We start from the raw sequence: 24,308 nt of genomic DNA, 5'->3' as shown, positions 1-24,308 counted from the left end.
AGGGCATCTCGGGGCCGCACTCTCGAGCGGCGAAGGCTGGTCGGCGCCACGAGAAGTTTCGCGGGGCCGACGACGAAGTCGGGTCGAGCCGTGACGGCTGAGCCGGTCAGCGCAGGGCAGCGGTCACGGTCGCGTACATGGTGTTCTTGATGGCGGCGAGGGTGGCGGGGTTCTTGCCGAGGAGCGGAGTGAGTGTGGTGACGGCGTCGGTGAGCAGTTCGGATTCGGCGGCGGTGGCGTCGACGAGGCCGACGGCCGAGGCGTCGGGACCGGCGAAGCGGTGGCCGGTGGTCATGGCGGTCACCGCGGCCTGCGGGGTGAGTTTGGCTTGGATGAGCGCGGCCATGCCTTCGGTGAAGGGAATGTTGATGTCGACCTCGGGGAAGCAGTAGTAGCCCCGGTCCGCCCGCATGATCCGGTAGTCGTGGGCGATGGCAAGCATGGCGCCCGCACCGAAGGCGTGGCCGTTCACGGCAGCGAGGGTCGGCAGCGGGAAGGTGAGGACGCGGGCGAACAGTTCCTGCACCCGGTTGACGTACCAGTCGGCACGGTCACCATTGGCCATCAGCCATTCCAGGTCGAGGCCGTTGGAATAGAACTTGTCGCCGCCCACGGTGATCAGGCCCTGGGCCTCCCGTTCGACCGTGTCCAGATGGGCGTCGACACCGTCGATCCAGTCCGGGGAGAACCGGTTTTCGTCGTCGCCGAGGGTGAGGACGGCGATCTTGTCCTCGTAGCGCAGGGTGGCGGTCATGGTGTTACCTCTCTCGTTTCTCGATGCTGGAGTCGCCCAGCGGCTGGGCGAGAACGGCGCGCACAGCGGCGGCAAGCCGTTGACGCACCGCGGGTTCGGGGTCGCGGCGGCCACGAAGCAGCAAGGCGGTCGGCAGTTCGACCACGCAATCTCGCACGACGGCGACCGCTTCCCGATCACCCCGCCCGTAGACGCCGCGCGCCAGGACGACGAACAACTCGGTGAGCGATTCGTCGAGTCGTCGCAGTTCCTCGGCGATGTCATCGGGGATCTCGTTGGCGCCCAGCAGTTCCTGTCGCGACACGGTGAGCAGAAAGCGCCCCGATGCCGCGTGCTGCAACAGAAATTCGGCGGGTGTGTCGGCTGCCGCCACCACGGCCTCGACCGCCTGATCCGACGAGGGACTCATCGGCAGCGCCTGGTCCACGGCGCGACGTTGCATCTCGAGAAACCGTCGGGCGGCCCGCAGCCAGGTGCGGCCGAGCAGTCCGGCTCGGGACCCGAAGGCGTGGTAGATCGCTCCATTCGACACCCCGGTCGCCTCCGATAGCGCCCGCACGGTCACGGCAGCGGGTCCGGACTCGACGGCCACGCGCTCAGCGGCGTCCAGCAGGTCATCGAGGTCGTGTATCCGAGGCCGGGGCATGAGCTGAGCATAACAGAGCATGTGCTCTATAACGAGGGTGGCCGAATCTTCTACGCCCAGGACGGGTTGTTGCCCCGGATCAACCTCGGACGACTCGCGATTCCGGTCTCAGAAGAACCAGCCGAGTTCGGGCGCGTGAGGCGTGGCGAAGGCCTCGGTGAAAGCTTCGAGGGTGCCGGGATTCTCGGCGTGGAGGCGGTGGGCCTCGGCGTAGGCCGTGGCTCGGTTGGCACCGAAGTAGAGCCCGGCGAGGACATTGATGTCGCACGTCAGCGCAGGATGGCGGGTGGTCGGGGCGCATTCGGCGCGGCCACCGCTGATGTGGAGGGCGAAGGTGCCGCCCGCGTCGCGGAAGGGGTCGCGGATCGCGATGACCGTGTCGAGGTCGTGGCGGTAGGACCGGGCGGTGAGAGCCGCGGGAATGTCCATGAGGCGGGCCCAGAGCGAATCGCCCCGATTCGTCAGCTGAACGGCGCGCGGATTGGTGAGCAGATAGGGCAACGGGTCGTCGTCGGCGACGGTGGCCTCGACCGAGTCGACCAGGTCCATACCGAGCAGAACCCGCCACAGCGCGATCCGGGCATCCGGGGTGACGGCGCGCCATTCGGCGACGACGACAATCGATTTCCCCTCGTCGTAGCGCCGACGGTACAGGGCGTAGCCGTCGGCGTGGAGCAGGACGAACAGCGAGGTGGCGTTGCCGCGATGACGTTGTGGATCGGTGAAGACGAGGTCCCATTTCGCGTCGGGTCGCCGTTGCGCACCAGGTGTGCGCGCTTGCCATCGATCGTAGACAGCGCGAATTCGGTCGGCGGCCTGCGCGATCGTGCTGATCTCCACGCCCCCGGGATCGGGTGTGCCGGCGCGGAACTCCGCCTTGTGCCGATCCACGACGACCGTGTTCTCGAAGATCGCGGTCTCGTACCCGAATCGCCCGTAGATCGAGCCTTCACTGGCCGTGAAAATCGTCAGCGGCAGCCCGTCACGCTCGGTGCGTTCGTGCTGCGCGGAATACAGGGCACGCAGGATGCCACGGCGCCGATGCGTCGGTGCCACGGCCACGCCCGACACACCACACGCCGATACGCTGCGCTCCCCCGGCACCGTGACACTCATGGTGATATCGACGGTGTGCCCGACGACGCGATCTCCGTCGACCGCGACCAACGACCGTTCCACCGGGAAGATCCGCAGCTTGTGGTCGAGCTCGGCCTCCTCGTACCGCATCCCGAACCCGGTCTCCTGCAACAGCACGATCGCCTCCGCGTCCGCGCGAGTAGCTTCCCGTACCCGAATCGTCTGCACCGAAGTCATGCACCGAACACTCCCACGCCGCGCTCCCGACCACACCTGATTTTCGGTCCTTGCACACGGCCGCCCCGGCCCGGCGTGCCGGACGCACGGCCCCACGCCCGCCGTAACCGGGTCGTGGTCGTCAGGGTCCGGTGGGAGCGGGGCTCACGCTGAGGACCTCCACCACCGAGCGGCGCACTCCGGCAAGCACATACGGTACGGCGACCGTACCCGTCGAATCCGGTAGCGGGTCGACGGGAAGGCGATGGACGCGCAGTGTCGGGCCCGACGGTGTCGGCAGATCGGTGTGGGTGTCGGTGTCGACCGGAGCGACGACGGTCCTCGGCACGTCGACTCGGCGCACCCGCACGGTCGAGTCGACGGTCTCGCTGTAGTTCTGGGCTTGGGCGGTCGCGCGACCCGCGAGGAGGTCGGCGACGGCGTTCACCGCGACCGGATCACGGGTGGCGTCGTAGACCCATCGACGCCCGAGGACACCGTGCTCGGTGGTGCCGACCAAGCCGTCCGCTGCCCCGGTCAGCGGCGTTCCCCGGTAGGTCAGCGGGACGTGGTAAAGCTGCGGGCCGGTGGCCGAATCATCGATGAGGAGCAGGAATTCGATGCCGACCACGCCGTCGGGGTCGTCGAGCCGGAAACCACCCGCTTTGCTCAGCCGTGGTGTGGCACCGCGATACCACCGTCGTGTCGGCAACCAGGCTTCGAGCAGTTCGAGCTTGCTCGGGGTCAGCGTGGTCTGGTGAATGATCGCCATATCGCAGGCTACAGCCGGGCGGTCATCGCGCGCAGGTCCGGCAACGAGCCGATGCGCTGGGTGACCGGCCGACCGGGAGCCGCGGTCTGGGTCGAGCCGGTCGTCCGCAGCAGGGTGCGGACAGCGTCGGGTGTGGCGCGTCCAGGTCCGGTGGCGCTGATGCCCTGGTAGGCGGCGATCGCGCCGACGACGATCGGCGACGCACTGGAGGTGCCGCTGAATTGGTCGGTGTACCAGAGGTCTTCGTCGTCACCGCCCTGCAGATCGCCGTAACCGGTGGTGGTCACCTCGCGACCCCAGCCCTGCACGTCCAGGCGGGAGCCGTAATTGGAGAAACCGAGGCGGGAGCGGGCCGGACCGTGGTCACGACCGTGCAGACCGGGTGGTGGCGCACCGGCACCGACGATCACGGCCCCGGAATCGTTGTCGCGGAACGGGTTGCGCCAGTCGGCGGGGAAGTCGCTCGGTCGCGTGTCGTAGACCGGCGCGTCGAGGTCTTCCGCACCGTTGCCCGCCGCTTCGACCACGATCACGCCGCGCCCGACCGCGTAACGGATGGCGGCGAAATCGTCGGGCCACCACTCGACGGCGATGTAGCCGCGCTGGTCGGGGGTCGCCCGGTAATCGAATCGGGGTCCGGGGCGGTGCAGTTCGATGAGCAGCACATCACCGGGATCGAGTGCGTCGGCGGCTGACCGGATGGCCGTCGCCGAACCGATTCCGAAGATGGAGATCGCCCGGATGTGGGCTTCGGGCGCGATACCCGTGATGCCGAACGGATTCAGGTCACCGCTGATCTCACCGGCCACTGCCGTTCCGTGGTCGCGCCACCCTCGGTCCGTCGACGCGGTTCCACCGATGATCCCGCCCTGGTTGTGCCGCAGGTCCTCGTGGGTGAATCGCCACGCACCCTCGATATCGATCACCCGGACGCCGGTGCCGAGGCCACCGGGACGGGTATGCGCCCAGGCCGCGTCGATCCCGTTCGGTGCGGCGTCCAGATACGCCTGCCTGGCGCGGAAATCCGGTGTCACCGACGGCGCCTCGGGTGCGCGGGCGACGGTCGTGCGGGGTGCGAGCGGCAGTTCCGCGGCGGGTTTCACGTATGCCGCGGTGACGGTGTCCTCGGCGCGCAACCGGTCCGCCACGTCCGCCAAGTCCGCGATCGGCCCGACCACCCGGTGATAGCCGAGGTAGGAACCGGCGTGTGGGGCATCCGCGAGCTTGTTCGCGAGCCGGTTACCCGGGCCGAAGATCGGCACAAGGTGCGCGTCACCGGGGAGAAGGCTGTCGACCTGACCGCGCACGGCACCGACCTCGCGCACAGCGGCCGGTGTCAGGTCGGGCCCGGTCGGGGCGGTGACGACGATCAGTTCCGCAGGTGGTGCCACGGGCGCCGGTGCACCGGGGTTGCGCTGCTTGCTGGATCGGGTGGAGGCCATGGCTACCAGTGAACAGGGCATCCACGCGCACCGCTACCGTTGTGCCCCATCATCTTTCGCGACACGCCGAGCCGCTGGGACTCCGGCATCATGGCGAGAGGTTAGCCATTCGGTAACCATCGGCGGATCAGGGCGACTTCGGGGTCTAGATCTCGCCGAACCTGGGTACCCTCCCGGCATCGGCGAATGAGAATGCCGCCGTGCATGTTTCGATTAGAATCATTCCAGGGTGAGTTCCTCGGTCACCCGTGCCGGTTGTCGGTACCAGCGTGAATCATCTCGGTAGTTCCACCATTTCTCGGAATTCCATCGGATACGCAGTCATGCAGGGGGTCATCATGTCTACCGCTGTCGATTTCGCGGCGCGGCTCATCAACCCGGCGGCTATCGCCGAAGCAGGCCATTCGGCCGTGCTCGCTTATGTGTCACCGAGCAGACCCGGCGCGAATTTCGGGGCCAAACCCATCACCGTCGACTACGCCCGCGCGCTCGCTGCCGCGGGGCTCGACATCGTGTCGATCTGGCAGTACGGCAAGCCCGGAGACCCGACCCCGTCGGATTGGACCACCGGTTTCGACGGCGGCAGACGCATGGCCGAGCAGGCACTCGCCACGCATCTGGGCCTCGGCGCACCACGCGAGGCACCGATCTTCTTCGCGGTCGACGAGGACATCTCCCTGACGCAGTGGAACAGCGCCGCCGTCGAGTTCTTCCGTGGCGTCAACGCGGTGCTCGGTGTGGCGTGGACCGGAATCTACGGGCATTCGCGGGTATGCGCGTGGGCCGTCGAGGACGGAGTGATCGGCACGCGCGGCGAATTCAGCTGGGCCTGGCAGACGCGGGCGTGGTCGGGCACCGAACGCGAACCACGGGCGGTGCTGTACCAGCGGGTGATCGACACCCCGAGCAATCCGGGACCGCTCATCGACGGCACCCGGGTCGACGTCAACGACATTCTCGCCCCCGATTTCGGCCAGTGGAGTAAGGACCGGTCCGTGACGATCCCGCAGTTCACCGAGCTCGACCGCCTCGGTCCGTCGCACTCACCGCGCGACGGCGCCCGCATCACCAACTTCCTGCTGCACACCCAGGAGGGCAACGGCACCGCCGAGTCTCTGGCCGCCTATCTCAACAACCCGGCCAACGGGGTTTCGTACCACTACACGGTGCGCGACGGTGTAGTGGTACGTGTGGTGCCGGAAGAGCTGGCGGCGTGGTCGGTGTTGTCGGCCAACCCGTTCACGGTGAATCTGTGTTTCGCGGGCAGCCGCGTCGCCTGGTCACGCGAGCAGTGGCTGTCCATCGACGGCGATCTGCGGATCGCCGCCTATCTCGCGGCGCGCAGCGCACACCGGCACGGGTACTCCACCGAGGTGATCGCACCCCCCTATCGTGTCGCCGAGGGCATCAGTGACCACAATTATGTGACCAGGGCGCTCGGCATCGGCTCCCACACCGACGTGGGGCCGAACTTTCCCTGGGATGTCTTCGCTTCGCACGTGGCAGGTTTCGCCGGAGGGCGACCCAACGCCATCGATGATCGCGCGGCGGCCTCGCCGTGGCTCGGTGTGCGGCGCACCGATGGTGAGATCGCCACTCCCGACGGGCTCGGCCGCTTCGCCGAGTTCGAACACGGCTACGTGTACTGGCACCCGGCCACCGGCGCCCACGCCATTCCGACCGCGATCATGACCAAGTACGCCGAATCCGGCTGGGAGGCGGGGTCGCTCGGCTACCCGATCGCCGAACACGCACAGCTGCCCGACCCGCGCGGCACCGGGCCTGCGGTGGCCCAGGCGTTTCAGGGTGGCGCGATCTACCGCCGCGCCGGGCAGCCCGCCCACCGAGTGCACGGCGCGATCGGCGAACGGTGGCGCGCATCGGGATTCGAGAACGGTCCGTTGGGTTGGCCCGCGTCCGACGAGATCACCCACGACGATGGTCGATACCAGGAGTTCGAGTTCGGGCGCATCTATTGGGCGCCGCAACAGGTCATCGCGCTGCGACACTCGGGTGATCCGGACACACCGTTGGACCGGCCCGCGTAACGCACGAGCCGGGGCCGGGTCAGCCGAGTAGGAGGGCGAGGGTGGTGGCCGCGGCGCCGAGCACGAGCGCCGCGACCACCACGATCGCGATGATTCTGGTGCGGGACGACGGTCCGGTGTAGGTGTCGTCGTCGTTGAACATGTCGGCGAGATCGACGGCCGCGAACTCGCGGGTCGTCTCCAGGGGCCCGGGCTGCTCGGTCATGTGCGCTGACGCTAGTCGAGTGTGTCGATCGCCGCTGCCGATACCCCTGCTGTATCCGTTGTCCTGGTGGCGGCGAGGAGCTCGTCGAGTTGACGTTCGGCGCGCTCGGCACGGGCGAGGGTCTGCGCGCGTGCGTCGTCGAGGGCGGCCAAGCGTTCGGCGGTTTCGGTTCTGACTCGCTCGAGTGCCGCGGCAGCCTCGGTGCGCCTGGCCTCGGCATCGGCGTCGGTGGTGCGTCGCAACTCCGCCAGTTCGCTTCGGGTGCGGTCGAGTTCGGTCCGGGTCGTGTCCAGTTCCGCGCGAGCCCGACGCCATTCCTCGCGGGCCTCGTTCGCCGCTTCGACCCGTTCGGCGACGGCGAGTTCGGCCCGCTGCGTTGCCCGGTCCGCATCGGCGGCGCGTTGCACGGCGAGGTCACGTTCGGCGTGGGCGGCACTGATCCGGGCTTCGGCGTCGCGGCGGACGTGGGTGATCTCGGTGTCGGCGCGTTGCTCGGCGCGCGCCACCTGCGCCGCGGTTTCCTCGCGGAGGCGTTCGATTTCGTCGGCGGCGTCGCGCTGAGCCTGGCGCACCTGTTCCTCGGCGGCGCTGCGGGCCGCGAAGATGTCATCGGCGGTCTGTTTGCTGAGGCGTTCCAGCTCGGCGAGCGCTTCATCGCGGGCCGACCGCGCCGCCGCGATGAGCTCGTCGGCCTGCTCCGCGACGCTTGCCGCGTCCTCGGCCGCCGATTCCGCCTGCTCTCTCGCCTGCTCGGCCTCCCGCCGTGCCCGGTCCGCGGCAACCACTTTCACGTCCGCCTCGGCGATCCGCTGGGCAGCATCGGCCTGCACCGCTTGGACCTGCGCCTCGGCGACGGAGGGATCCCCGATCGTGGCCAGTTCCGCCACGGCGGCGTTCAGGGTGGTGCCGAGTTGCTCGGCCAGCCCTCGGAATTGTCCGAGCAACTCGTCGGCTCGCAAGCGCGCGACCGTCACCGGGCCCTGCGCTGCCGTCACAGTGACGGTTTCTCCCCCCTCCGCTGCCTCCTGCTGCTGCCGTTGTCTTTCTCGCCAAGCGCGCCATCGCGTGTGGTCGGGGTGGTCGCAGTATTCCGACGGTCGGCCGGGGCCACCGTTGCGGGTAATGGGACGTGCACATCCGGGGTAGTTGCAGACACTCGACACCGGCATATCGTAGCGTTGATTTCGTTTTGTAGTTACGTATTAGACGAAACGAAAACAGTGCCGGGTCGCGAGCTTGATGTTCGCAGGCGTTCCATTCTGACTCCCGATAAGTGAACATTATCGGGGGTCAGGATGACGGATCCTTCTCCATGACGTCCACTCTGTTCCGTTTACGTTTGGTAGCAACCAACGCTACGTAACCGCGTCGATAGCAGCCGAAAACTGGGTGCGGTTGTACGCCGGTACCACTCGCTGTGGGTCGACGAGATTGCCGTTGCGTCTGCGCCTTACCTTGGGATAGCATTCTGAACATGTTCAATGAACATGTTCAGTCACGGTCGGCGCAACAAGCCGCGACGCGACAGCGGGTCTTGGCGGCGGCCGAACAGCTCTTCCGCACTCGCGGCTTCAAGGCGACCACGATTCGGCAGATCGCCGCCGAAGCGAACGTGAGCACCGGGACCGTCATGGCAGCTGGCGAAAAGGACGCACTGCTCGTCTCGATCTTCGACAACTGGATCAGCTCGGTGCACAACAGCAGGCAAACCGACCTCACGCCCTCAACGGAGACCGCGACCACCGAGGATGTGCTGCGGCTCTTCGAGCCCTTCGTCGGATACTTCGCGCTCGATTCCGAGCTCTCACGCGAGTACCTGGCGGTCCTCGTCCGCGGAACCCATCAGTCGGTGATCTTTCGAGACCTCGCGCTGGCTCTGCTCGGCGAACTCGAAACCGTGCTCGCCCGAACAACGCTGCCCGTCAGCCAGGTCGGTCCCGGCGCTCGGACCATCTATCTCGCCTATCTCGGCTTGCTGATGACCGCTGCCAGCGGTGCCATCGCGATGCCCGAGGCGGCCGACCAACTACGTCAGACCATCGAATTCGTCATCGCGCATCCCGAAGGAAACCAATGATCCACGCTTCCCAACCATGGTGGCTACCGGCACTACTCGCCCTGTCGCTGTTCTCGGACGCACTCATATCGGTGCGCCCACCGATGTTCATTCAGCGATGCCTCGACGGCGTCCGCTTTCCGCGTGACTGGTGGTGGACCCTGATCACCATCAAGCTGGCGGCGACAGCTGGCCTCCTAGTCGGACTGAAGTATCCCGGTGCCGGGTTCGCCACCGCGGTCGGCGTAGTCGCCTATTTCGTGTGCGCCGCTTACGCCCACTACCGCGCCCGATTCCTCGGCTCCGAGTTCTGGATCAACTGCCTCGGCATGCTGGCCCTGTCGGTAGCGGCGGCGCTCACGTTCGTCGTGTGAGACACCGCATCGGACAGGTAGCGCCGACGAGCGTTCGTCACTACAACTTGGCGTTTCGCCCCTTCCACAGGGAATAGAGCGCGATCGTCGCCGAGGCCACCGGCACCAATGCCGTGGCCCCGGCGACCAGGTAGATCACCGAGAAGCCGATCATGATGGACATCAGCGCACCCAGGTCCACCATGGCCGCTCCATTGCCGAATCGGTTGCGGTGCTGCCGGATCGAGGGTGCTGGTGACCTTCCCGGCCGGTTCGAACTCATGATCGACACGATGCCACCTCCTCTCCTGAATCACCACATAATTGAACAAGATTGAACACTATCGGCGAATCGGCTAGCCTGTGCATCAGCGCTCCGTCCGGGGGCAGTGCGAAGCGAGGAGCGGCCGTGGCCCGAACACCCCATCCGGCTCTGCAGCAGTTCAGCGCAGAGGTCAAGGAGCGGTGGGTCGAGGCAGGCAGTCCGGCCTATGCGCGGATCGCCAAGCTCACAGCCGAAGACGGAACCGCCATTTCCCAGGGCAGCATCAGCAACCTGCTGAGCGGCAAGAGCCGACCACGGTGGGACACCGTCAGAGTTTTCGTTCGCGCGCTGTCACGATACGAGGACCCGAACTGCGACCCAGCACTGCTCATGGCGGTGGCTCAGCGGTGGCGTGCCAGGTGGGCTCAGTTGCAGAACGAACTGGCCACGGCTGTCGACCACGACGGGCCAGCCGACCCGACCTCGGGCGAACGCCCCACCGTCGAGCAGTCGCGCTACGTGGATCCGTTGACCGGCCGCGCAGATGCGGTCGGTGTCGAAGCGGCTCTGCGGCAGCGGATCTTCCGCCGTCTGAGAGAAACTATCGACCAGCGGGGCACTCTGAGCAGGGCCGATCTGCTGGACTTCACCATCGACGGGACCTCGCTCCCCCTCATCGACCGCAATCGCGCAATCCGCAGCCCACGCGGAATGCTCGCCACCCTGTCGGTGATGTCCCGCGGGGGCCAAGACTCCAGCGACGAGGAATACGGCGATTCGGGGTTCGGTTACGCCTACCGTTCCGGAACGATCGACGGCGACAACCAGAAGCTACGCAAGGCACTGGAATTCAGGCTGCCGTTGATCCTGTTCCGGATGATCGGCCACGGCACCTACGTGCCGATCTTTCCTGTCTATGTCGTCGCCGACGACAGAGAACGTCGTCGATTCATGCTCACCATCGACACCGACCTGCCGGGTCAGGTCGGTGCGCGGGTCCCCGACCGGGCCGAGCAAACCCGAAATCGTGTTCACTCGGCCGAGTTCCGTGCGCGCTTGCTCCACGCGTACGGCATCCGTTGCGCCGTATGCGGTCTCGGTGTCGCTCAACTCCTCGATGCCGTCCATATCGTCGATGCCGCACGGCCCATCGACGACGCATCCGGAAAGCTCTACACCACATCGAGCATCGAGAACGGATTGCTCCTCTGTAGCAACCATCACCGCGCTTTCGCCGCGAAATTGTTGGGAATCACACCGGACTACACGATCCGCATCGCCGATCGGCTGATGGTGGAGGGCGATGACCCGGCATCGGAACAACTTCGCGACCTGAACGGACGTTCGCTGCTTCTACCGGCCCGTCTCGATAGTCGGCCTTCCCCTGATCTGATCGCCGTGGCCTTCGCGGCCTTCGTCCGTGACGGCGCTGGCTAGTCGCGGACAGGCGGCATCGTGGTGGCGTCTTCGCTGCTGATGAGGTAGGAGTGGAGGCGAACAGAGGGGGAAGCAGTGGGGGAACGGGTCGGTTCGTCGTCGGAGGTACGTTCGCGGGCGGAAACGCGCCGGGTGCGGTCCAGCCAGGAGTGGTTGGATCACTTTCATGGCAATGCCGCCAGGCAGCGCGCTATTCCGTGGCAGGAGAACGGCATCGGTGTCGATGTTGCCGAGCTCGCGCCGATTCGCCGCTCATTACAGGGCTGGCAGCTGGGCGAGACCTCCGACGGTCGGCATCTGGCCGCGGCGGCCGACCGCTTCGCCACCGAGACCGACGACCCTGCCTACCGTGAGGTCATCGCGCTGTTCATTCGGGAGGAGCAACGCCACGGCGCTCTGCTCGGGCGAATCCTCGACGACGCGGGAATTCCACGCCGACAGACCGATTGGGGCGACAGCCTGTTTCGTCGCCTGCGGTACAGCATCACGAACATCGAGGTGTGGACAACACCGGTCGTCATGGTCGAAACCCTCGCGATGGTCTACTACAACGCGATCCGGCGGGCCACCACTTCACCGGTGATCCGCACGGTATGCGCGCAGATCCTGGCCGACGAGGTCCCCCACGTCCAACTGCAATGCGAACGCCTGGCCACCCTGCTGGCCGACCGCTCACGCACCCGGTTTCACCTCACCATGATCGCCCACCGCGTCCTGTTCGCCGTAGTCATGGCGCTGGTGTGGGTAGGTCATCATCGGGCGCTGCGGGCCGGTGGTTTCACCTGGAACCACTACCGCAAGGCGGCCTACGCCAAGATGAACCGCGCCTGGCAGCGCATGGATCCGCGCCGATACGACTGGACGTGAGGCGGCGTGTCGAGAGAGCTGTCCGCGCTCGACCTCGGCGGCGGCCTGCGGCCGATGAGTTCTCGCCGCCCACCTCGTCAATAGAGACATGACCACACACAAGCTCGATACCGCAGGCGCGACCCTCACCTACGACGTCCACGGGCCGCTGCCAACCGCCGATGGGCGGCCGCCGCTGCTGATGACCGGTCTCCCGATGGAAGCCGACGGGTTCGCGGCGCTGGCCGCGTTCTTTCCCGATCGCACCGTGGTGACCTACGACCCGCGCGGACTGGGCCGCAGCGTCCGTTCCGACGGTGCGGTCGACAACGTTCCCGCCGTGCACGCCGAGGACGTGCACGCCGTCATCGAGGCCTTGGGGGCCGGGCCGGTCGAACTCTTCGCCAGCAGCGGTGGCGCCATTGTCGCCTTGGCGCTGGTGACCGCCCACCCCGAGGACGTCACGACCCTGGTTGCGCACGAACCGCCCCTGCTGACCGTGCTTCCCGACGCCGCTGCCGCCGAACGCGCGGCCGACGGGTACCGCGCCGCCTACGCGGCGAGAGGATTCGGCGCGGGAATGGCGACGTTCATCGCGATGACATCCTGGGACGGCGAATTCAGCGACGACTACTTCGCCGCGCCCGCCGCGGATCCCGCCGCGTTCGGGCTGCCGGTCGACGACGACGGCTCCCGCGACCACCCGCTGCTGTCGCAGCGCTCCCGCCCTGTCCTGGCCTATCGCCCCGACATCGCCGCGCTGACCGCGGCACCGACCCGCATCGTCATCGGGTACGGCGAGGAATCGACCGGCACGGTCACCGAACGCACCTCGACGGCACTGGCCGAGCGACTCGGCGAGCGGCCGGTGGTCTTTCCCAGTCATCATGGCGGGTTCACCGGCCCCGAGTCCGGCTACCCGGGCCAGCCGGAGGCCTTCGCCCGCATCCTCCGGGACACGATCGGCTGAGTCGGCAGTTGCGCCTGCCACGGAACTCGCCGCGTCACCGCATCGGGCCGATGCCCAACGACCCTTTCGACCAGGACGCGGCCTGTTCCTCCACCAACTCGACATAGCCTTCGGGGTCCTTGTCGACGGGGCGAACACCCGCGTAGTTGCGCGCCTCGTACGCCGCGAAGTCGACGGCGAGCCGATGTCGTTCCCCGAGACCGGCGAGGCGGCGGAATTCGGTGAGTCCCTCGCGTTCCTCCTCGGCCATGTGATCGCCGTTGGCGGTGTTCGCGGCGGCGACGGCGGCGTACCACCCGGGCGACCCGACCTTGTGGCACGCCACTTCCCCGACCGCGTCGCGGATGTCGTTGTGGTCGCCGATGGCGTCGAGTGTCTCGTCCTCCACCCGGCGGGTGCGCCGCGCGGAGATGCCGACCCGCAGCAGTTCCGGGTAGAAGATCTCCTCCTCGGCCTGGGCGTGCAGTTCGAGGAAGGCCGCGAGCCGGTCCCAGATCGCCGCCAGTACCTCGACGTCCTTCGGATCGATCTGCTCCAGAATCGCGAACAGGCGTCGCTGCTCACGGTGGTCGTCGAGAATCAATTCGGTGATGTCCACGTCTTCCTCCTGGCTCGAATCAGGCAGTCATCGCAGGTCATTGGGCGACAGAACGCGGTGGGCGGTGCCGGACCGCCGCTGTCGCCCACAATAGCCAGGTTGCCTGCGGTCCGACGGCGATATCCCACCGTCGGTCGGTGATCGGTCGCGTGTCGGATAGCGTGGCAGCGACCGTCCGGCGCGGACGTGAGCGATTTTCTGGAGAGCTGTGCTGTGGTGTCCTTCGCTGTGCTCGTGGTCGCGGGCGTCGAGTTGTTGTGTGTCGGACTGCTGTGGGCGCGGGCGGAGCGTCGGCTGCGGGTGCTGTTACTCGGGGTGGTCGGGGTCGGCATCGCCTACGACTCGGCCGTTTTCGGCCTCGGAGCGCTGATCGGTGAAGGAGCGTTGCTGCACGGGCTGAGCGTCGGCAGGTTCGTCGCCCACGCCCTGCTGACTCCGCTGCTGGTGCTGTGGGCCGTCGACCGGGTCTATGCCACGGCGTGGTTGCGCCGGGCGGCACTGGTTCTCACGGTCGCGATGGTGCTGTGGGGTGTGCTCGGCGAGTTGGCCCATGTGCGGTTGGTGCCACGCACGTTCGCCGACACCTTCCGCTACGGCTCACAACATCCGGCGGTCCCGATCCCCGCGCTGGTGGTCTCCGCCGTGCTGTTGGCCGCGGCGGTGTCGCTGTGGCGGACCGAGCACTTGCGTTTTCCCCTGATCGGCATCGTGCTGCTGGTCGTGGCCTCCGGCGCGGCGACGGTCTGTCCCCCGCTGGGCAACCTCGGCGAGGCGATCATGATGTCCGCCCTGACCGGAGCCGAGTTGGCCCTGGTCAGCCGAGCAGCGGCCCCCGTCGGGCGTTGATGTGCGGTACACCTACCGAGTCACCAAGTACGACCCCGACGACCGCGACGAGTGTGGTCGATATGTCGGTGCTGAGGAAGCGAGCTGCGACCACGGCCCGGTCGAATCCGCCTATCTGCGCGCAGTGGCCGCGTTCGCCGCAGAGGTCGGCGTCGACCACGTGATGATTCGGGAACCCCAGATACCCGACGTTGTCCATTTCGGGCTGGAACCGAGTGTCGAAGGATACGGTCTGGCCGGGCTCTTCCCGCCCGACCTCACCGGATTCCACGACGGCGCGGCGGTTTCGATCGCCGTCTGCCTGGAGTTGGTGCGTGCGATGCTGCGCGACAACGGTGCCTGGTGCCGGTTGGAGGTCGAGGACGTGTTCGCGGTTCACGTCGGCTGGGACCAATACGTCTACGTCGGAACCGATAAGGTGTGTGATAACGCATCCGCCCGCACACACTCGCTCGGACTCTTCGCCGAACCCCTGGTTGCGTCGCCTTACGATGCCGCCTTCGACGACCAGTGCGGTGAGCGGCGACCTGCCGACGACTCCTTCTGGATGCGGCTCCGCCGCCATGTGACCGAGCATCGCGCTGTCCTTCTCGAAGAGCGCTACATCCAGGGCGCGTCGCGCTGGCATCGCCTCACCGATGACACGGTCGAGGCGACCCGCGCCCGGCTCACCCCTCGTTCTCGACTCATCCTCTGGCCGGACCTGTCCAGCGATGTCGAGACCGTCCTCGCCGACCTCCCCGACGATGGCTTCGTCGAAATGGTTTGGGAGGACGAACTCGGACGAATCATCAGCGCGACCGTCGATGACACCAGTTTCGCCGACCTCACGACGCACGTGGCTCGTGCACGGGCCGCGAGCATCGTGGGTACGGGCGATGCAGGGCCTCGCCCCCTGCTCACCGGCGTCCTGCCCGACAGCGACGGCGTGTTGCGTGCCCGGTGGGGAATCGACTCCGCCGCGGATGGAAACGACTGAGGATCAACCGATGTCGTGTCCTGCCAACGACGTCGGCAACGCGATGTCGAGGATCGAGCGGCCGGGCTCGGCGTCGCGCAGGGTCTTCACCACCGAAGCGGCGGGGGCGACCAGCACCTGGGGGTAGTCGATCTCGCCGAGGGTGGGGTCGACCGACCAGGCGAGGCGTTCCTCGGTGAGGGAGAACTCGGCGGTGATGCCCTCCTTGTTGCCGCGCGGGTCCTGACGGTGCCAACCGCCATCGAGGTGGACGGCGACCAAACCGTGGAGGACGTGGCCGTCGCCGTCCGTGAGCTTCTGGTAGCACAGCCCGGTGGGGATGCCCGCGCTGCGCAGGAGGGCGGTGAGGAGGTGGGATTTCGCGTAGCAGAGGCCGACTCGCTCGCGGGCCACCTCCCCGGCGGTCAGGGTGACGCGGGGATCCTGGATGTCGTAGGAGTGGTCGACCTCGTCGCGGACCCAGTTGAAGGCCGCGCGGGCGAAGTCGACGTCGTCGGGGGCGGTTCGCCGCAGGTCGCGCGCGACGGCGGTCACCGCGTCGTCGTCGAGTTGGATGATGGAGTCGCCGTCGAGGTAAGCCTGCGGGCTCCGCGCCTCAGGAACCCAGGATTGTTGTGTCACAGCGGAAATGTACTGCCCGCCGCTGTCTGTCGGCACCTCCGTTTCGCGGACGCGGGGATGGGTCGTCATCGACGTCGCAGGGTGGCGTCGAGAATGGCCGGTGGCGTGTCGAACTTCTCTTCGGCCGAGAGATCGACTCCTGGAAGAACGATTTCGTCGATTTCGTCGAGAACTTCGGCCGACAGGACGGTATCGGCGGCAGCGAGCTGCGAACGCAGATGCTCCATGGTTCGCGGGCCGATGATCGCGCTGGTCACCGCCCGGTGGGCGGTGACGAACCCGAGCGCCAGTTGAATCATCGTCAACCCCGCCTCCTCGGCGACCTTCGCCAGCCGCTCGACGGCCTCGAGTTTGGCCCGGTTGGCGGGAACGTCGAGATCGAAACGATGGGGCATGAATCCCGAACGGCTGGTGGTGATCTCGTGACCCGCCCGAATGGCGCCCGACAACCAGCCCGAGGCCAGCGGACTCCAGGCGAGCACTCCGAGGCCGTACTCCTCGGTCACCGGGAGCACATGGGATTCGATGCCGCGTTGCAGGATCGAATAGCCGGGTTGTTCGGTGGCATAACGGCTCAGGTGGTGCTCGCGGGCCGACCATTGCGCCTGCACGATGCGGTAGGCGGGGAAGGTCGACGAGCCGAAATAGCGGATCTTCCCGGCCCGCTGCAGGTCGGTGAGCGCCGAGAGCGTCTCCTCGTCACTGGTGTTCGGGTCCCACCGGTGGATCTGATAGAGGTCCACGTGGTCCAGGTCGAGGCGGCGCAGGCTGTCTTCCAGCGCGGTCACCAGCCAGCGGCGTGAGCTGCCCCGCCGGTTGCGGTCCTCGCCCATCGGCAGGTAGGCCTTGGTCGCGATGACCAGGTCGTCACGGCGACCGGCGATGGCCTTACCGAGCATCTCTTCGGACTGGCCGTCGCTGTAGGCGTCGGCGGTGTCGATCAGATTGATCCCGGCCTCGATCGCGGCATCGACGATCGCGGTGGCCTCGTCCTGGCCGGTGTTGCCGATCCGGCCGAAGTTCATTGCGCCGAGCGCCAGGGTGCTGACCTGTACGCCGGTGCGGCCCAAGGTGCGGTACTGCATGGGTTTTCCTCTCCCGGAGGTATCCTGCAAGAAGCGGAACGTTGTTCCGATAACCAACATACGGAACAGCGTTCCGTTTTTCAAGCAATCCGATGGAGGGAACGCCACGTGGCAGGCAGGGACACCGGAACGGCGAAGACTCCGCGCAAGCGCGCCGACGCCGAGCGGAATGAACGAACCCTCCTCGAGGCGGCCGCCGCGACTTTCGTCGCCTCGGGAGTCGACGCCCCGGTGCGCGAGATCGCCACCGCGGCCGGTGTCGGAGTCGGCACGATCTATCGACACTTCCCGACCCGAGCCGACCTCATTGTCGCGGTCTATCGACACCAGGTCGAGGCCTGCGCACAAGCCGCACCGCGACTGCTGGCCAGCACCGACCCCTATGACGCGCTGACCAGGTGGATCGACCTGTTCACCGACTTCCTGGTCACCAAGCACGGTCTCGCCGCTGCATTGCGGTCCGACGACCCGACCTTGCAGGCCCTGCACGCCGATTTCCTCGACCGGCTGCTGCCCGCATGCGGCGAGTTGCTCGATGCCGCTGCGGCGGCCGGTGAGATCCGCACCGACATCGAGCCCTACCTGTTGCTGCGCGGCATCGGCAATGCGTGCATCGGCGCGGAAACCGACCAGCGCTACGACGCGCGGCGCGTCGTCGAGCTCATCGTCGCCGGATTACGCCGACAGCACTGAACTCGCTGTCGGGCGGAAGGTCTCGTGCTCAGAGACCGCAATACCGGCGGACCAGATGTTCGTAGAGCCGGGCCGGGACGAGGCGTCGGGTCCAGAAGGAGGTGCGGACGTCGGATCCGCACAGATAGCTCTGGCGGGGGCGACGGGCGGTGAGGATGGACTGGACGCGGCGCGCGACCGCTTCGGGTGACTGACCTGCCTCGAGATATCCGGTGACACGGGCGAGGACGTCGGCGCGGGTGGTGTCGTAGGCATCGATCGGGGTGACGGTCCAGCCGGGCGCCAGGATCGAGACGTGCACACCGAACGGGGCGACCTCCCTCCGCACGGCTTCGCCGAGACGTTCGACCGCGCCCTTGGTGGCCGAGTACCAGCCGCCGTAGGGTTCGGCGACCGCGCCCGCGCCCGAGCTCACCACGATCACCCGACCGGCGCGTTGCGCGCGCATGATCGGCAGGACCGCGCGCAGGACCCGGTGCGTGCCGATGACATTGGTGTCGAGGATGGCTGCGGCTTCGTCGGGGTCGGTTTCCTCCACGGCGCCGACGAAGCCGAGTGCGGCGAAGGTGACGGCGGCGTCGATGCGTCCGTACCGAGAATGCGCCTGGCGCACCCAGTTCCACACGGCGGCGGTATCGCGCACGTCGAGGCGTGCCGATTCGGCGATGATGATCTCTCCGTCCAGTTCCAAGGGGGCGGCCCGGTCGGGACGCAGGTCCAGCGCGGAGGCGCGATGGCAGGCGGTGCCGGGCCGTCCGGTGAAACGTCCCTGGTAGAGCCCGGCGATCAGGGTGAGGACGCGGATCCGTCGGGTGCCGGTCCACAGGTTGATGTCGAACGACCCGTCGGTGCGGGTGACGGGGGTGTCGTAGCGCATGCCACCGGCGAAGTGCACGCTCTCGAGGACGCCGATCGTCGTGGCGGGCCCTCGGTAGTGCCACTCCCCTGCCCGCACGTCGAGGTGCAGCGGTCGGTGAGTGGCGATGGCGCCAGTGCGGTGGCGATGATGGCTCGCTGCTGATAGCCATTTGCGAGGCAGAGTGTCGCGCGCCTCGAATTCGGCGCGCACGAAGCGGTGCGCCCTGCCGTGACGACGGCAAAGTTTGTGAGATCGGGGAAATCAACCAAATATCGGGGCCTACGTGGCGTAGATCGCATGCGCTGGCACAACAAGTGGACGCGCGTTGTTCCGCAACCGTTCCGATTGCTGTCGAGTGTGATTTCTTTCATCCGAGGGGCCGGTGCGTTATCACGGCCGAGGGGCACGACAAAGCCCGTGTGGGTCGCCGGATTCGGCGAGCCACACGGGCTTCGAAAAACTAGCGCGACAACGCGACGCGGTGCGCCTCTCCCATCAGACTGGCCAGCTCGGCGCCCTGCGCCTCGGTGAGAACCGCGAAGAACGGGGAAACCAGTTCGTCGGTGAGCTTCTCGGCCGCCGCCCAGCGCAACCGAATGTCGTCGGTGATCGGTTCGAACGGTTCGGTCCAGCCGAGCCGCTGCGCGTGGGTTGGGCCGTCGGCGATCGGGGAACCGGCGATCAGGACGGCTTGCAGTGGGGTGAGTCCCTGGGCGAGGACGGCGACCAGGTGCAGGCCGCCCCGCAGCTCACGCAGGACGTGGGTGAGCTGCAGGACCGCCGCGCGACTGTCGTCGGGCAGCGGCATGGCCCGCCAGCCCGCGAACAGAGGAACCGCGGTGGGCTCTGCCGCCTCGACGACCTTGCCGAGCAGTTCGGCCAGGCGTTCGGCTCCGTCGAAGCCGTCGAGTCTGCGACGGCCGAATTCGTGACAGGCGGCCAGGTAGCCGGTAGCCGCCTCGGCGGCGGGAAGTGGCACGGATTTCCAGGCGGCACGGATACATTCGGGCTCGAAGAAGCCGAACGCGCCGACCACGACATCGGCGTCGACCTCCCCGAGCACTCCGCCACGTCCGCGCGTGTACGGGCCGTGGAAACCCGGCACGCCGACGTCGACCCCGAACTGGCGCGCCTCACGCGACATCATGAACGCGCCACCGAGTTCGAGTACCTGCTGCTTGACTGCCGACATGTTTGTGAACACCTTCCGCTGTTTACTGGATCGCAGCAGACTTTAGTTGACAATAGTCAGCGAGGGAAGGGCTTTCGCGCGGTGATCTTCACACCGCAGGCGGTCGAGTTCGCCGGAATCGCGGTGCGACGGCGTCGCGCGCTTCATGATCGACAGTGACCGTCGCCCGTGTGAGCAGGCCCTCATCAGTTGCTGATTGGTTTCTCACCGGCGGGGCATTCGGCCCTCAGGACTGTGTTGTCCCTGCGAAAGGATGCGCTCGATGAACCAGCCAGACCACGAGTTCCCGGATGAATCACGCACCATGCGGCCGCACGCGGGCGAGTCGATCGAGGACACGAGGAACTGGCCGGGCCTGATCTTGATCGGGCTCGGGTTGGCGCTGCTCGGCATCACCCTCACCGCCGCCGGATACGGTTTCGGCGGGTGGGCCGTCATCGGTGGTCTGGCCTGCGCGGTGTGCCTGCTCACGGGGACCGCTCTGGTAGTGGCCGAGCACCGCAGGGTGAAGGCCCAGCGATGATGATTCTGCGGGCGCCGGGTGTGTACCGACCCCAGGCCGATACCTGGATGCTTGCCGAGGCACTGCGGGCGGTGCCCCGCCTGCGCGGCGGTCGGGTCCTCGAGCTGTGTGCGGGGACCGGGGCGGTCACGGTGGCGGCGGCGAAGGCCGGAGCCGCCAGTGTAACGGCCGTCGACCTGTCGCGACGCGCGCTGGCCTCGACGTGGCTCAACTGCCGGTTGCGTGGCGTGGCCGTGCAGTTGCTGCACGGTGACTTCTCGGCAGCGGCCCGGCTGCCCCGTTTCGACGTAGTGCTCGCCAATCCGCCGTATGTGCCCGCCGAGCGCGCGGTGGGTCGCGGCCGGGCGCTGGCCTGGGACGCGGGTCCGACCGGGCGCAGCGTGCTGGACCGGTTGTGCGCGACGCTGCCCGACCTGCTCACCGACAACGGTGTCGGCCTGATCGTGCACTCGGCGATCAGCGATCCCGACCGCAGCCTGGACCAGCTGCGGTCGGGCGGTGCCGAGGCCCAGGTGGTGGCGGTGGACACGGTGCCGTTCGGTCCCGTATTGCGGTCGCGGGCACGACGGTTGGCCGCGCGCGGGCTGATCGCGAAGGACCAGCATAATGAGAAATTGGTGGTGATCCGTGTCGAACGAAACTGCTGCCCGGCCATCGGGGAGCCCGCCTGAACGCAGGCGGGTCGTGCTCACCGACGACGGCCCCGCGCTGATCGACGGACCCGTCGACCTGGTGACCCGCGAGGGCACGGTGCTGCACTGCGACCGTTTCCAGGTCGCGCTGTGCCTGTGCAAACGCTCGGCCACCTACCCGCTGTGCGATACCAGCCACCGGCGGCGACGCCGACGCAACCACGAAAGCGGCACCTGATGACCAGCACTGTCACCCTCGGCCGTACCCTCCCCGCGCCCAGGGGTGAACTGTCGGCCGCCCTTGTCGAAGCCCTGTCGCGTGCACCGGGTTCGGCCCTCCCGCCGGACCCGGGCACCGACCCCTACGGTGAGGACGCCGCGCTGGCCTTGCACACCTGCTATGAGCTGCACTATCAGGGTTTCGCGTGCGTCGACGAGGACTGGGAGTGGGACCCGGGGCTGCTCGGTCTGCGGCGAGGCCTCGAACAGCGGTTCCTCGCCGCCCTGCGCGCCGATGTACCCGGCGGTGACGACGTGGACGCCGAACTCGACCGACTGCTCGAGCCGTCGGCTCCCGGCGGTATCGCCGCCCACCTCGCCGAGCAGGGCACCGCGGATCAGCTGCGCGAGTACTTCGTGCACCGCTCGATCTATCACCACATCGAGGCGGACCCGTACGCGTGGGTGATCCCGCGTCTGCGCGGGCAGGCCAAAGCCGCGCTCGTCGCCGTCGAATTCGACGAATACGGCGGCGGGCACGGCGACCGCGTGCACGCGCGCCTCTACGCGGATCTGCTGGCGGGCGCCGGACTGGAACCCGGCTACCTGCATTACCTCGACGAGGTGCCAGCTCCCATGCTGGTGCTGGTGAACATGATGTCGCTGTTCGGTCTGCACCGGGGTCTGCGTGCGGCGTCGGTTGGTCATTTCGCGGCCAACGAGATCACGTCCTCGCCCGCCTCGGCGCGCCTGGCGGATCTGGCGCGCGCCCTGCTCCCCCACCCCGCCTGCGTCGGCTTCTACACCGAGCATGTCGAAGCCGACGCCGTGCACGAGCAGGTGATGCGCCGCGACGTCATCGCCGAATTGCTGCGCACCGAACCCGCGTCGGCGGCGAACATCGTGTTCGGGATCCAGGCCACCGACCTGCTCGAGGACCGCTTCGCCGAGCACGTGCTCGACTGTTGGCGCGCCGGGCGCACCTCACTGCGCGCTCAGTGAACGGCGGGCACTCGGCGGACCCTGGTGAAGGTGATCGTCACCGGGAACCCGTCGAGCTCACCGCGATCGAGTTCCGAGCCGGTGCTCAGGTGGTCGGTGATGCTGTGCAGCACGTTCCAGCCGAAAGCGTTCTCGTCGACGGCGTCGGGCTCCACACACAGGGCCTGCACGGCGATGCGCAGACGAAAACCGTCGGCGTTGACGTCGCAGTGCAGGCGGGTGTCCGGCACGGCGGCGAGGATCAGGCTGGTCGCCGCCTCGTCCACCGCGACCCGGATGTCGGCGATCTCGTCGGGCGTGAAACCGGCCAGCTGGGCCGCGGTCTCGGCGACCGCCCGCACCATGACCAACTGCCCGAGATCGGCGTCGATCCGCAGGTGGGTCGAGGTCGCGTGGGTCGAATCCGCGACGATCCGCTCGCTCGAAGCCACGACGGAGCCTCCTCACCGATGCCGTGTTCCGGGTGGGTCGATCCCTCTGCGCCTACCCGCCGGTCGGCCGGTCAAACATCGACGGGGTGGTCGCAGGCGTCCTCGACACAGCTGTAGTGGCGAAACAGCGGGCGCACTCCGGCCAATTCGAGTGCGCGTTCCACCTCCAGGCTGCCGATGAGCAGGCGTAACTCCACCCCGTGTTGCCAGGCCGTGGCTTTGGCCGGTCCGAGCAGGGCGGCCAAGCGGATGCTGAGGAAGTCGGTGCCGCGCAGGTCGAGCACCACCACTCGAGCGCCCGACCGCATCGCACGGTCGAGCAGGGCGCAGAATTGCGGCTGCCGAGCCGCGTCCAGTTCACATCCCGCACGCAGCACCCAGCAGCCCTGTCTGCCGGGATCGACGCGGAGCAGGGCTTCGTCGTGCGCCGCGGAGCCGCGGTACCAACGCAACCTGCTCGAGCGTCGCGGATCCGTGACGACAGACATAGAACCTCCTGGGCGACAGGGGGATTCCGGACTTCACGCCATCACGCAACCGACGTTCCGGGTGCGGAATGCACGAAGACCGGGGTCGGCTGGAAGTCTCAACCTAGGACAATTCTGGCATGCTCGGCCGCCGCTGTCACTGCACGGGGGTCTCCTCGGTGAGCGCCTGCTCACGCAGCGAGCTCAAGGTGCGCGAGAGGATGCGCGAGACCTGCATCTGGGAGACACCGAGGTGCTCGGCGATCTGGTTCTGGGTCTTGCCCTCGAAGAAGCGCATGATCAGCACATCGCGTTCTTCCTCGGGCAGGGCCGCGATCAGCGGGCGCACCGCCATCGCGTCCTCGGTGAGCTCGTAGCAGTGTTCCTCGGCGCCGAGGGTCTCGGTGATCGGCTGCGAGGAGTTGTCCCGGTCGTCCTGGGTGACCCCGTCGATGGAGTTGGTCTGGTAGCCGTTGCCCGCGACCAACGCGCGAGTGACCTCGACCAGGTCGACCTCGAGTTCGTCGGCGAGCTCGCGGGCATTGGGTACGCGGCCGAGCCGCTGCGACAGTTCCTCGGTGGCCGGGCCGATCCGCAGCTGGATCTCCTTGAGCCTGCGCGGCACGCGCACCGCCCAGGTGTGATCGCGGAAGTGCCTGCGCACTTCGCCCATGATGGTTGGGATCGCGAAGGACAGGAACGAGGAGCCTCGGCTCACGTCGTACCGGTCGACGGCGAGCACCAACCCGACGCGAGCGGTCTGTTCGAGATCGTCGAAGAGTTCTCCGCGCCCGGCGAACTTGCGGGCGATGTGGTCTGCCAGCGGAAGGCACAGCCTGATCACCTCCTCGCGGAGGGGTTCACGCTGGGGGTCGTTCGGGGAAAGCGCTTGCAGCTTCTCGAACCATGGCTCGATGTTGTCGTAGCTGTCGCCCTTCGAGTGGGAGCGCCGGACGGTCGAGTCGTTGGCTTTTGTCGCTTCAGCAGTCGTCATCACATGTGCCTCCGATTCCGTGGGGTCGGATGCTTCAGGACTACCCGATCTGTGTGCGAAATAAGCCTACGCTTTCGATC

Annotated in this window: 29 protein-coding genes and 1 pseudogene; 14 read left to right on the top strand and 16 right to left on the bottom strand. The window is 67.5% G+C overall.

Annotated features, from left to right (window positions below; genetic code table 11):
- Positions 1-106 precede the first annotated feature (106 nt).
- The 5 genes from NC7_RS14965 to NC7_RS14945 all read right to left on the bottom strand — a co-directional run bounded on the left by NC7_RS14965 (position 107) and on the right by NC7_RS14945 (position 4,907).
- Positions 107-754 (bottom strand): enoyl-CoA hydratase-related protein, encoded by a 648-nt coding sequence (locus NC7_RS14965; protein WP_067983389.1) that lies wholly within the window; start codon positions 752-754, stop codon positions 107-109.
- Positions 755-758: 4 nt separating this feature from the next.
- On the bottom strand, positions 759-1,400 hold the full coding sequence (locus NC7_RS14960; protein WP_067983387.1) for a TetR/AcrR family transcriptional regulator: 642 nt from the start codon (positions 1,398-1,400) through the stop codon (positions 759-761).
- A gap of 108 nt (positions 1,401-1,508) precedes the next feature.
- Positions 1,509-2,714, bottom strand: a complete 1,206-nt coding sequence (locus NC7_RS14955; RefSeq protein WP_067983385.1) for a GNAT family N-acetyltransferase — start codon at positions 2,712-2,714, stop codon at positions 1,509-1,511.
- Positions 2,715-2,835: 121 nt separating this feature from the next.
- Positions 2,836-3,465 carry a maltokinase N-terminal cap-like domain-containing protein gene (locus NC7_RS14950; protein ID WP_067983383.1) on the bottom strand — a complete coding sequence of 210 codons (630 nt, stop codon included), beginning with the start codon at positions 3,463-3,465 and terminating at the stop codon, positions 2,836-2,838.
- A gap of 8 nt (positions 3,466-3,473) precedes the next feature.
- On the bottom strand, positions 3,474-4,907 hold the full coding sequence (locus NC7_RS14945) for a S8 family peptidase (protein WP_067983381.1): 1,434 nt from the start codon (positions 4,905-4,907) through the stop codon (positions 3,474-3,476).
- 323 nt (positions 4,908-5,230) lie between these two features.
- Between NC7_RS14945 and NC7_RS30520 the strand changes: the two are divergent.
- Positions 5,231-5,899: pseudogene (locus NC7_RS30520) on the top strand (DUF1906 domain-containing protein); the annotation flags it as partial.
- A 3-nt stretch (positions 5,900-5,902) separates the two neighbouring features.
- Positions 5,903-6,955: an LGFP repeat-containing protein gene (locus tag NC7_RS30515; protein WP_067983747.1), complete on the top strand. Its 1,053-nt coding sequence runs from the start codon at positions 5,903-5,905 to the stop codon at positions 6,953-6,955.
- Positions 6,956-6,974: 19 nt separating this feature from the next.
- Here the strand turns inward: NC7_RS30515 and NC7_RS14930 are convergent, their stop codons facing one another.
- Complete coding sequence (locus NC7_RS14930) at positions 6,975-7,160, bottom strand: hypothetical protein (RefSeq protein ID WP_067983379.1); 186 nt, start codon at positions 7,158-7,160, stop codon at positions 6,975-6,977.
- Between the two features lie 11 nt (positions 7,161-7,171).
- Complete coding sequence (locus NC7_RS14925) at positions 7,172-8,155, bottom strand: coiled-coil domain-containing protein (RefSeq protein WP_236573450.1); 984 nt, start codon at positions 8,153-8,155, stop codon at positions 7,172-7,174.
- 479 nt (positions 8,156-8,634) lie between these two features.
- Here NC7_RS14925 and NC7_RS14920 point away from each other — a divergent pair, with 479 nt between their 5' ends.
- Positions 8,635-9,237, top strand: coding sequence for a TetR/AcrR family transcriptional regulator (locus NC7_RS14920; protein ID WP_084458493.1), 603 nt, complete (start codon positions 8,635-8,637; stop codon positions 9,235-9,237).
- A complete protein-coding gene (locus tag NC7_RS14915; RefSeq protein WP_067983378.1) occupies positions 9,234-9,590 on the top strand; it encodes a DoxX family protein in 357 nt (118 codons plus the stop codon). The genes NC7_RS14920 and NC7_RS14915 overlap by 4 nt, the downstream gene beginning before the upstream one ends.
- A 40-nt stretch (positions 9,591-9,630) precedes the next feature.
- Here the strand turns inward: NC7_RS14915 and NC7_RS29580 are convergent, their stop codons facing one another.
- Positions 9,631-9,774 carry a hypothetical protein gene (locus NC7_RS29580; RefSeq protein WP_159372873.1) on the bottom strand — a complete coding sequence of 48 codons (144 nt, stop codon included), beginning with the start codon at positions 9,772-9,774 and terminating at the stop codon, positions 9,631-9,633.
- A 489-nt stretch (positions 9,775-10,263) separates the two neighbouring features.
- On the opposite strand from NC7_RS29580, the gene NC7_RS14910 reads away from it, so the two are divergent.
- The 3 genes from NC7_RS14910 (at position 10,264) to NC7_RS14900 (ending at position 13,087) form a co-directional block, all read left to right on the top strand.
- Positions 10,264-11,271, top strand: coding sequence for an HNH endonuclease (locus NC7_RS14910; RefSeq protein ID WP_159372872.1), 1,008 nt, complete (start codon positions 10,264-10,266; stop codon positions 11,269-11,271).
- Positions 11,272-11,424: 153 nt separating this feature from the next.
- A complete protein-coding gene (locus NC7_RS14905; protein ID WP_236573449.1) occupies positions 11,425-12,138 on the top strand; it encodes a ferritin-like domain-containing protein in 714 nt (237 codons plus the stop codon).
- 88 nt (positions 12,139-12,226) lie between these two features.
- Positions 12,227-13,087: an alpha/beta fold hydrolase gene (locus tag NC7_RS14900; RefSeq protein WP_067983372.1), complete on the top strand. Its 861-nt coding sequence runs from the start codon at positions 12,227-12,229 to the stop codon at positions 13,085-13,087.
- A gap of 34 nt (positions 13,088-13,121) precedes the next feature.
- Here NC7_RS14900 and NC7_RS14895 read toward each other — a convergent pair whose 3' ends face one another.
- On the bottom strand, positions 13,122-13,685 hold the full coding sequence (locus NC7_RS14895) for a hemerythrin domain-containing protein (RefSeq protein ID WP_067983371.1): 564 nt from the start codon (positions 13,683-13,685) through the stop codon (positions 13,122-13,124).
- A gap of 186 nt (positions 13,686-13,871) precedes the next feature.
- Here NC7_RS14895 and NC7_RS14890 point away from each other — a divergent pair, with 186 nt between their 5' ends.
- Positions 13,872-14,531, top strand: coding sequence for a hypothetical protein (locus NC7_RS14890; protein ID WP_157102011.1), 660 nt, complete (start codon positions 13,872-13,874; stop codon positions 14,529-14,531).
- Between the two features lie 124 nt (positions 14,532-14,655).
- Positions 14,656-15,510, top strand: a complete 855-nt coding sequence (locus tag NC7_RS14885; protein WP_201449885.1) for a hypothetical protein — start codon at positions 14,656-14,658, stop codon at positions 15,508-15,510.
- Positions 15,511-15,513: 3 nt separating this feature from the next.
- On the opposite strand, the gene NC7_RS14880 is transcribed toward NC7_RS14885, so the two are convergent.
- Positions 15,514-16,131: a transglutaminase-like domain-containing protein gene (locus NC7_RS14880; RefSeq protein ID WP_067983741.1), complete on the bottom strand. Its 618-nt coding sequence runs from the start codon at positions 16,129-16,131 to the stop codon at positions 15,514-15,516.
- Between the two features lie 65 nt (positions 16,132-16,196).
- A complete protein-coding gene (locus NC7_RS14875) occupies positions 16,197-17,216 on the bottom strand; it encodes an aldo/keto reductase (RefSeq protein ID WP_067983366.1) in 1,020 nt (339 codons plus the stop codon).
- A gap of 108 nt (positions 17,217-17,324) precedes the next feature.
- Here NC7_RS14875 and NC7_RS14870 point away from each other — a divergent pair, with 108 nt between their 5' ends.
- Complete coding sequence (locus NC7_RS14870; RefSeq protein WP_067983364.1) at positions 17,325-17,909, top strand: TetR/AcrR family transcriptional regulator; 585 nt, start codon at positions 17,325-17,327, stop codon at positions 17,907-17,909.
- 28 nt (positions 17,910-17,937) lie between these two features.
- On the opposite strand, the gene NC7_RS14865 is transcribed toward NC7_RS14870, so the two are convergent.
- Together NC7_RS14865 and NC7_RS14860 are read right to left on the bottom strand one after the other, a co-directional pair.
- Positions 17,938-18,978, bottom strand: a complete 1,041-nt coding sequence (locus NC7_RS14865) for an SDR family NAD(P)-dependent oxidoreductase (RefSeq protein WP_067983362.1) — start codon at positions 18,976-18,978, stop codon at positions 17,938-17,940.
- Between the two features lie 250 nt (positions 18,979-19,228).
- Positions 19,229-19,960, bottom strand: coding sequence for an SCO6745 family protein (locus NC7_RS14860; protein WP_067983360.1), 732 nt, complete (start codon positions 19,958-19,960; stop codon positions 19,229-19,231).
- A 262-nt stretch (positions 19,961-20,222) separates the two neighbouring features.
- Between NC7_RS14860 and NC7_RS14855 the strand changes: the two genes are divergently transcribed.
- Genes NC7_RS14855 through NC7_RS14840 form a run of 4 tightly spaced genes read left to right on the top strand, consistent with a single transcriptional unit; the run spans position 20,223 to position 22,336 of the window.
- Positions 20,223-20,483, top strand: a complete 261-nt coding sequence (locus NC7_RS14855; RefSeq protein WP_084458525.1) for a hypothetical protein — start codon at positions 20,223-20,225, stop codon at positions 20,481-20,483.
- Positions 20,480-21,154, top strand: a complete 675-nt coding sequence (locus NC7_RS14850; RefSeq protein ID WP_067983355.1) for a HemK2/MTQ2 family protein methyltransferase — start codon at positions 20,480-20,482, stop codon at positions 21,152-21,154. Before NC7_RS14855 ends, NC7_RS14850 begins: the two co-directional genes overlap by 4 nt.
- Positions 21,155-21,167: 13 nt before the next feature.
- Positions 21,168-21,353: a CDGSH iron-sulfur domain-containing protein gene (locus NC7_RS14845; RefSeq protein WP_067983354.1), complete on the top strand. Its 186-nt coding sequence runs from the start codon at positions 21,168-21,170 to the stop codon at positions 21,351-21,353.
- On the top strand, positions 21,353-22,336 hold the full coding sequence (locus NC7_RS14840; RefSeq protein WP_067983352.1) for an iron-containing redox enzyme family protein: 984 nt from the start codon (positions 21,353-21,355) through the stop codon (positions 22,334-22,336). The genes NC7_RS14845 and NC7_RS14840 overlap by 1 nt, the downstream gene beginning before the upstream one ends.
- Here the strand turns inward: NC7_RS14840 and NC7_RS14835 are convergent.
- From NC7_RS14835 to NC7_RS14825, 3 genes are all read right to left on the bottom strand, one after another.
- Positions 22,330-22,767: an ATP-binding protein gene (locus NC7_RS14835; RefSeq protein ID WP_067983349.1), complete on the bottom strand. Its 438-nt coding sequence runs from the start codon at positions 22,765-22,767 to the stop codon at positions 22,330-22,332. The genes NC7_RS14840 and NC7_RS14835 overlap by 7 nt on opposite strands.
- 71 nt (positions 22,768-22,838) lie before the next feature.
- Positions 22,839-23,255 (bottom strand): STAS domain-containing protein, encoded by a 417-nt coding sequence (locus NC7_RS14830; RefSeq protein WP_067983347.1) that lies wholly within the window; start codon positions 23,253-23,255, stop codon positions 22,839-22,841.
- Positions 23,256-23,391: 136 nt separating this feature from the next.
- Entirely contained in the window at positions 23,392-24,228 is an 837-nt protein-coding gene (locus tag NC7_RS14825; protein ID WP_067983345.1) for an RNA polymerase sigma factor SigF, read from the bottom strand.
- Between the last annotated feature and the right edge of the window lie 80 nt (positions 24,229-24,308).

The sequence above is a fragment of the Nocardia caishijiensis NBRC 108228 genome, from assembly GCF_001612825.1.
GTDB lineage: Bacteria > Actinomycetota > Actinomycetes > Mycobacteriales > Mycobacteriaceae > Nocardia > Nocardia caishijiensis.
Note: the sequence above shows the minus strand (reverse complement) of the source record. Positions and strands in the feature narration are given on the sequence as shown.

Excerpts from the sequence above, each read along its gene's own strand:
- NC7_RS14875 (WP_067983366.1), bottom strand. The coding sequence starts at position 17,216 with ATGCAGTACCGCACCTTGGGCCGCACCGGCGTACAGGTCAGCACCCTG.
- NC7_RS14825 (WP_067983345.1), bottom strand. The coding sequence starts at position 24,228 with ATGACGACTGCTGAAGCGACAAAAGCCAACGACTCGACCGTCCGGCGC.
- NC7_RS14855 (WP_084458525.1), top strand. The coding sequence starts at position 20,223 with ATGAACCAGCCAGACCACGAGTTCCCGGATGAATCACGCACCATGCGG.
- NC7_RS14950 (WP_067983383.1), bottom strand. The coding sequence starts at position 3,465 with ATGGCGATCATTCACCAGACCACGCTGACCCCGAGCAAGCTCGAACTG.
- NC7_RS14840 (WP_067983352.1), top strand. The coding sequence starts at position 21,353 with ATGACCAGCACTGTCACCCTCGGCCGTACCCTCCCCGCGCCCAGGGGT.
- NC7_RS14900 (WP_067983372.1), top strand. The coding sequence starts at position 12,227 with ATGACCACACACAAGCTCGATACCGCAGGCGCGACCCTCACCTACGAC.
- NC7_RS29580 (WP_159372873.1), bottom strand. The coding sequence starts at position 9,774 with ATGGTGGACCTGGGTGCGCTGATGTCCATCATGATCGGCTTCTCGGTG.
- NC7_RS14850 (WP_067983355.1), top strand. The coding sequence starts at position 20,480 with ATGATGATTCTGCGGGCGCCGGGTGTGTACCGACCCCAGGCCGATACC.
- NC7_RS14830 (WP_067983347.1), bottom strand. The coding sequence starts at position 23,255 with ATGTCTGTCGTCACGGATCCGCGACGCTCGAGCAGGTTGCGTTGGTAC.
- NC7_RS14955 (WP_067983385.1), bottom strand. The coding sequence starts at position 2,714 with ATGACTTCGGTGCAGACGATTCGGGTACGGGAAGCTACTCGCGCGGAC.
- NC7_RS14920 (WP_084458493.1), top strand. The coding sequence starts at position 8,635 with ATGTTCAATGAACATGTTCAGTCACGGTCGGCGCAACAAGCCGCGACG.
- NC7_RS14915 (WP_067983378.1), top strand. The coding sequence starts at position 9,234 with ATGATCCACGCTTCCCAACCATGGTGGCTACCGGCACTACTCGCCCTG.
- NC7_RS14860 (WP_067983360.1), bottom strand. The coding sequence starts at position 19,960 with ATGTCGGCAGTCAAGCAGCAGGTACTCGAACTCGGTGGCGCGTTCATG.
- NC7_RS14960 (WP_067983387.1), bottom strand. The coding sequence starts at position 1,400 with ATGCCCCGGCCTCGGATACACGACCTCGATGACCTGCTGGACGCCGCT.
- NC7_RS14945 (WP_067983381.1), bottom strand. The coding sequence starts at position 4,907 with ATGGCCTCCACCCGATCCAGCAAGCAGCGCAACCCCGGTGCACCGGCG.
- NC7_RS14930 (WP_067983379.1), bottom strand. The coding sequence starts at position 7,160 with ATGACCGAGCAGCCCGGGCCCCTGGAGACGACCCGCGAGTTCGCGGCC.
- NC7_RS14965 (WP_067983389.1), bottom strand. The coding sequence starts at position 754 with ATGACCGCCACCCTGCGCTACGAGGACAAGATCGCCGTCCTCACCCTC.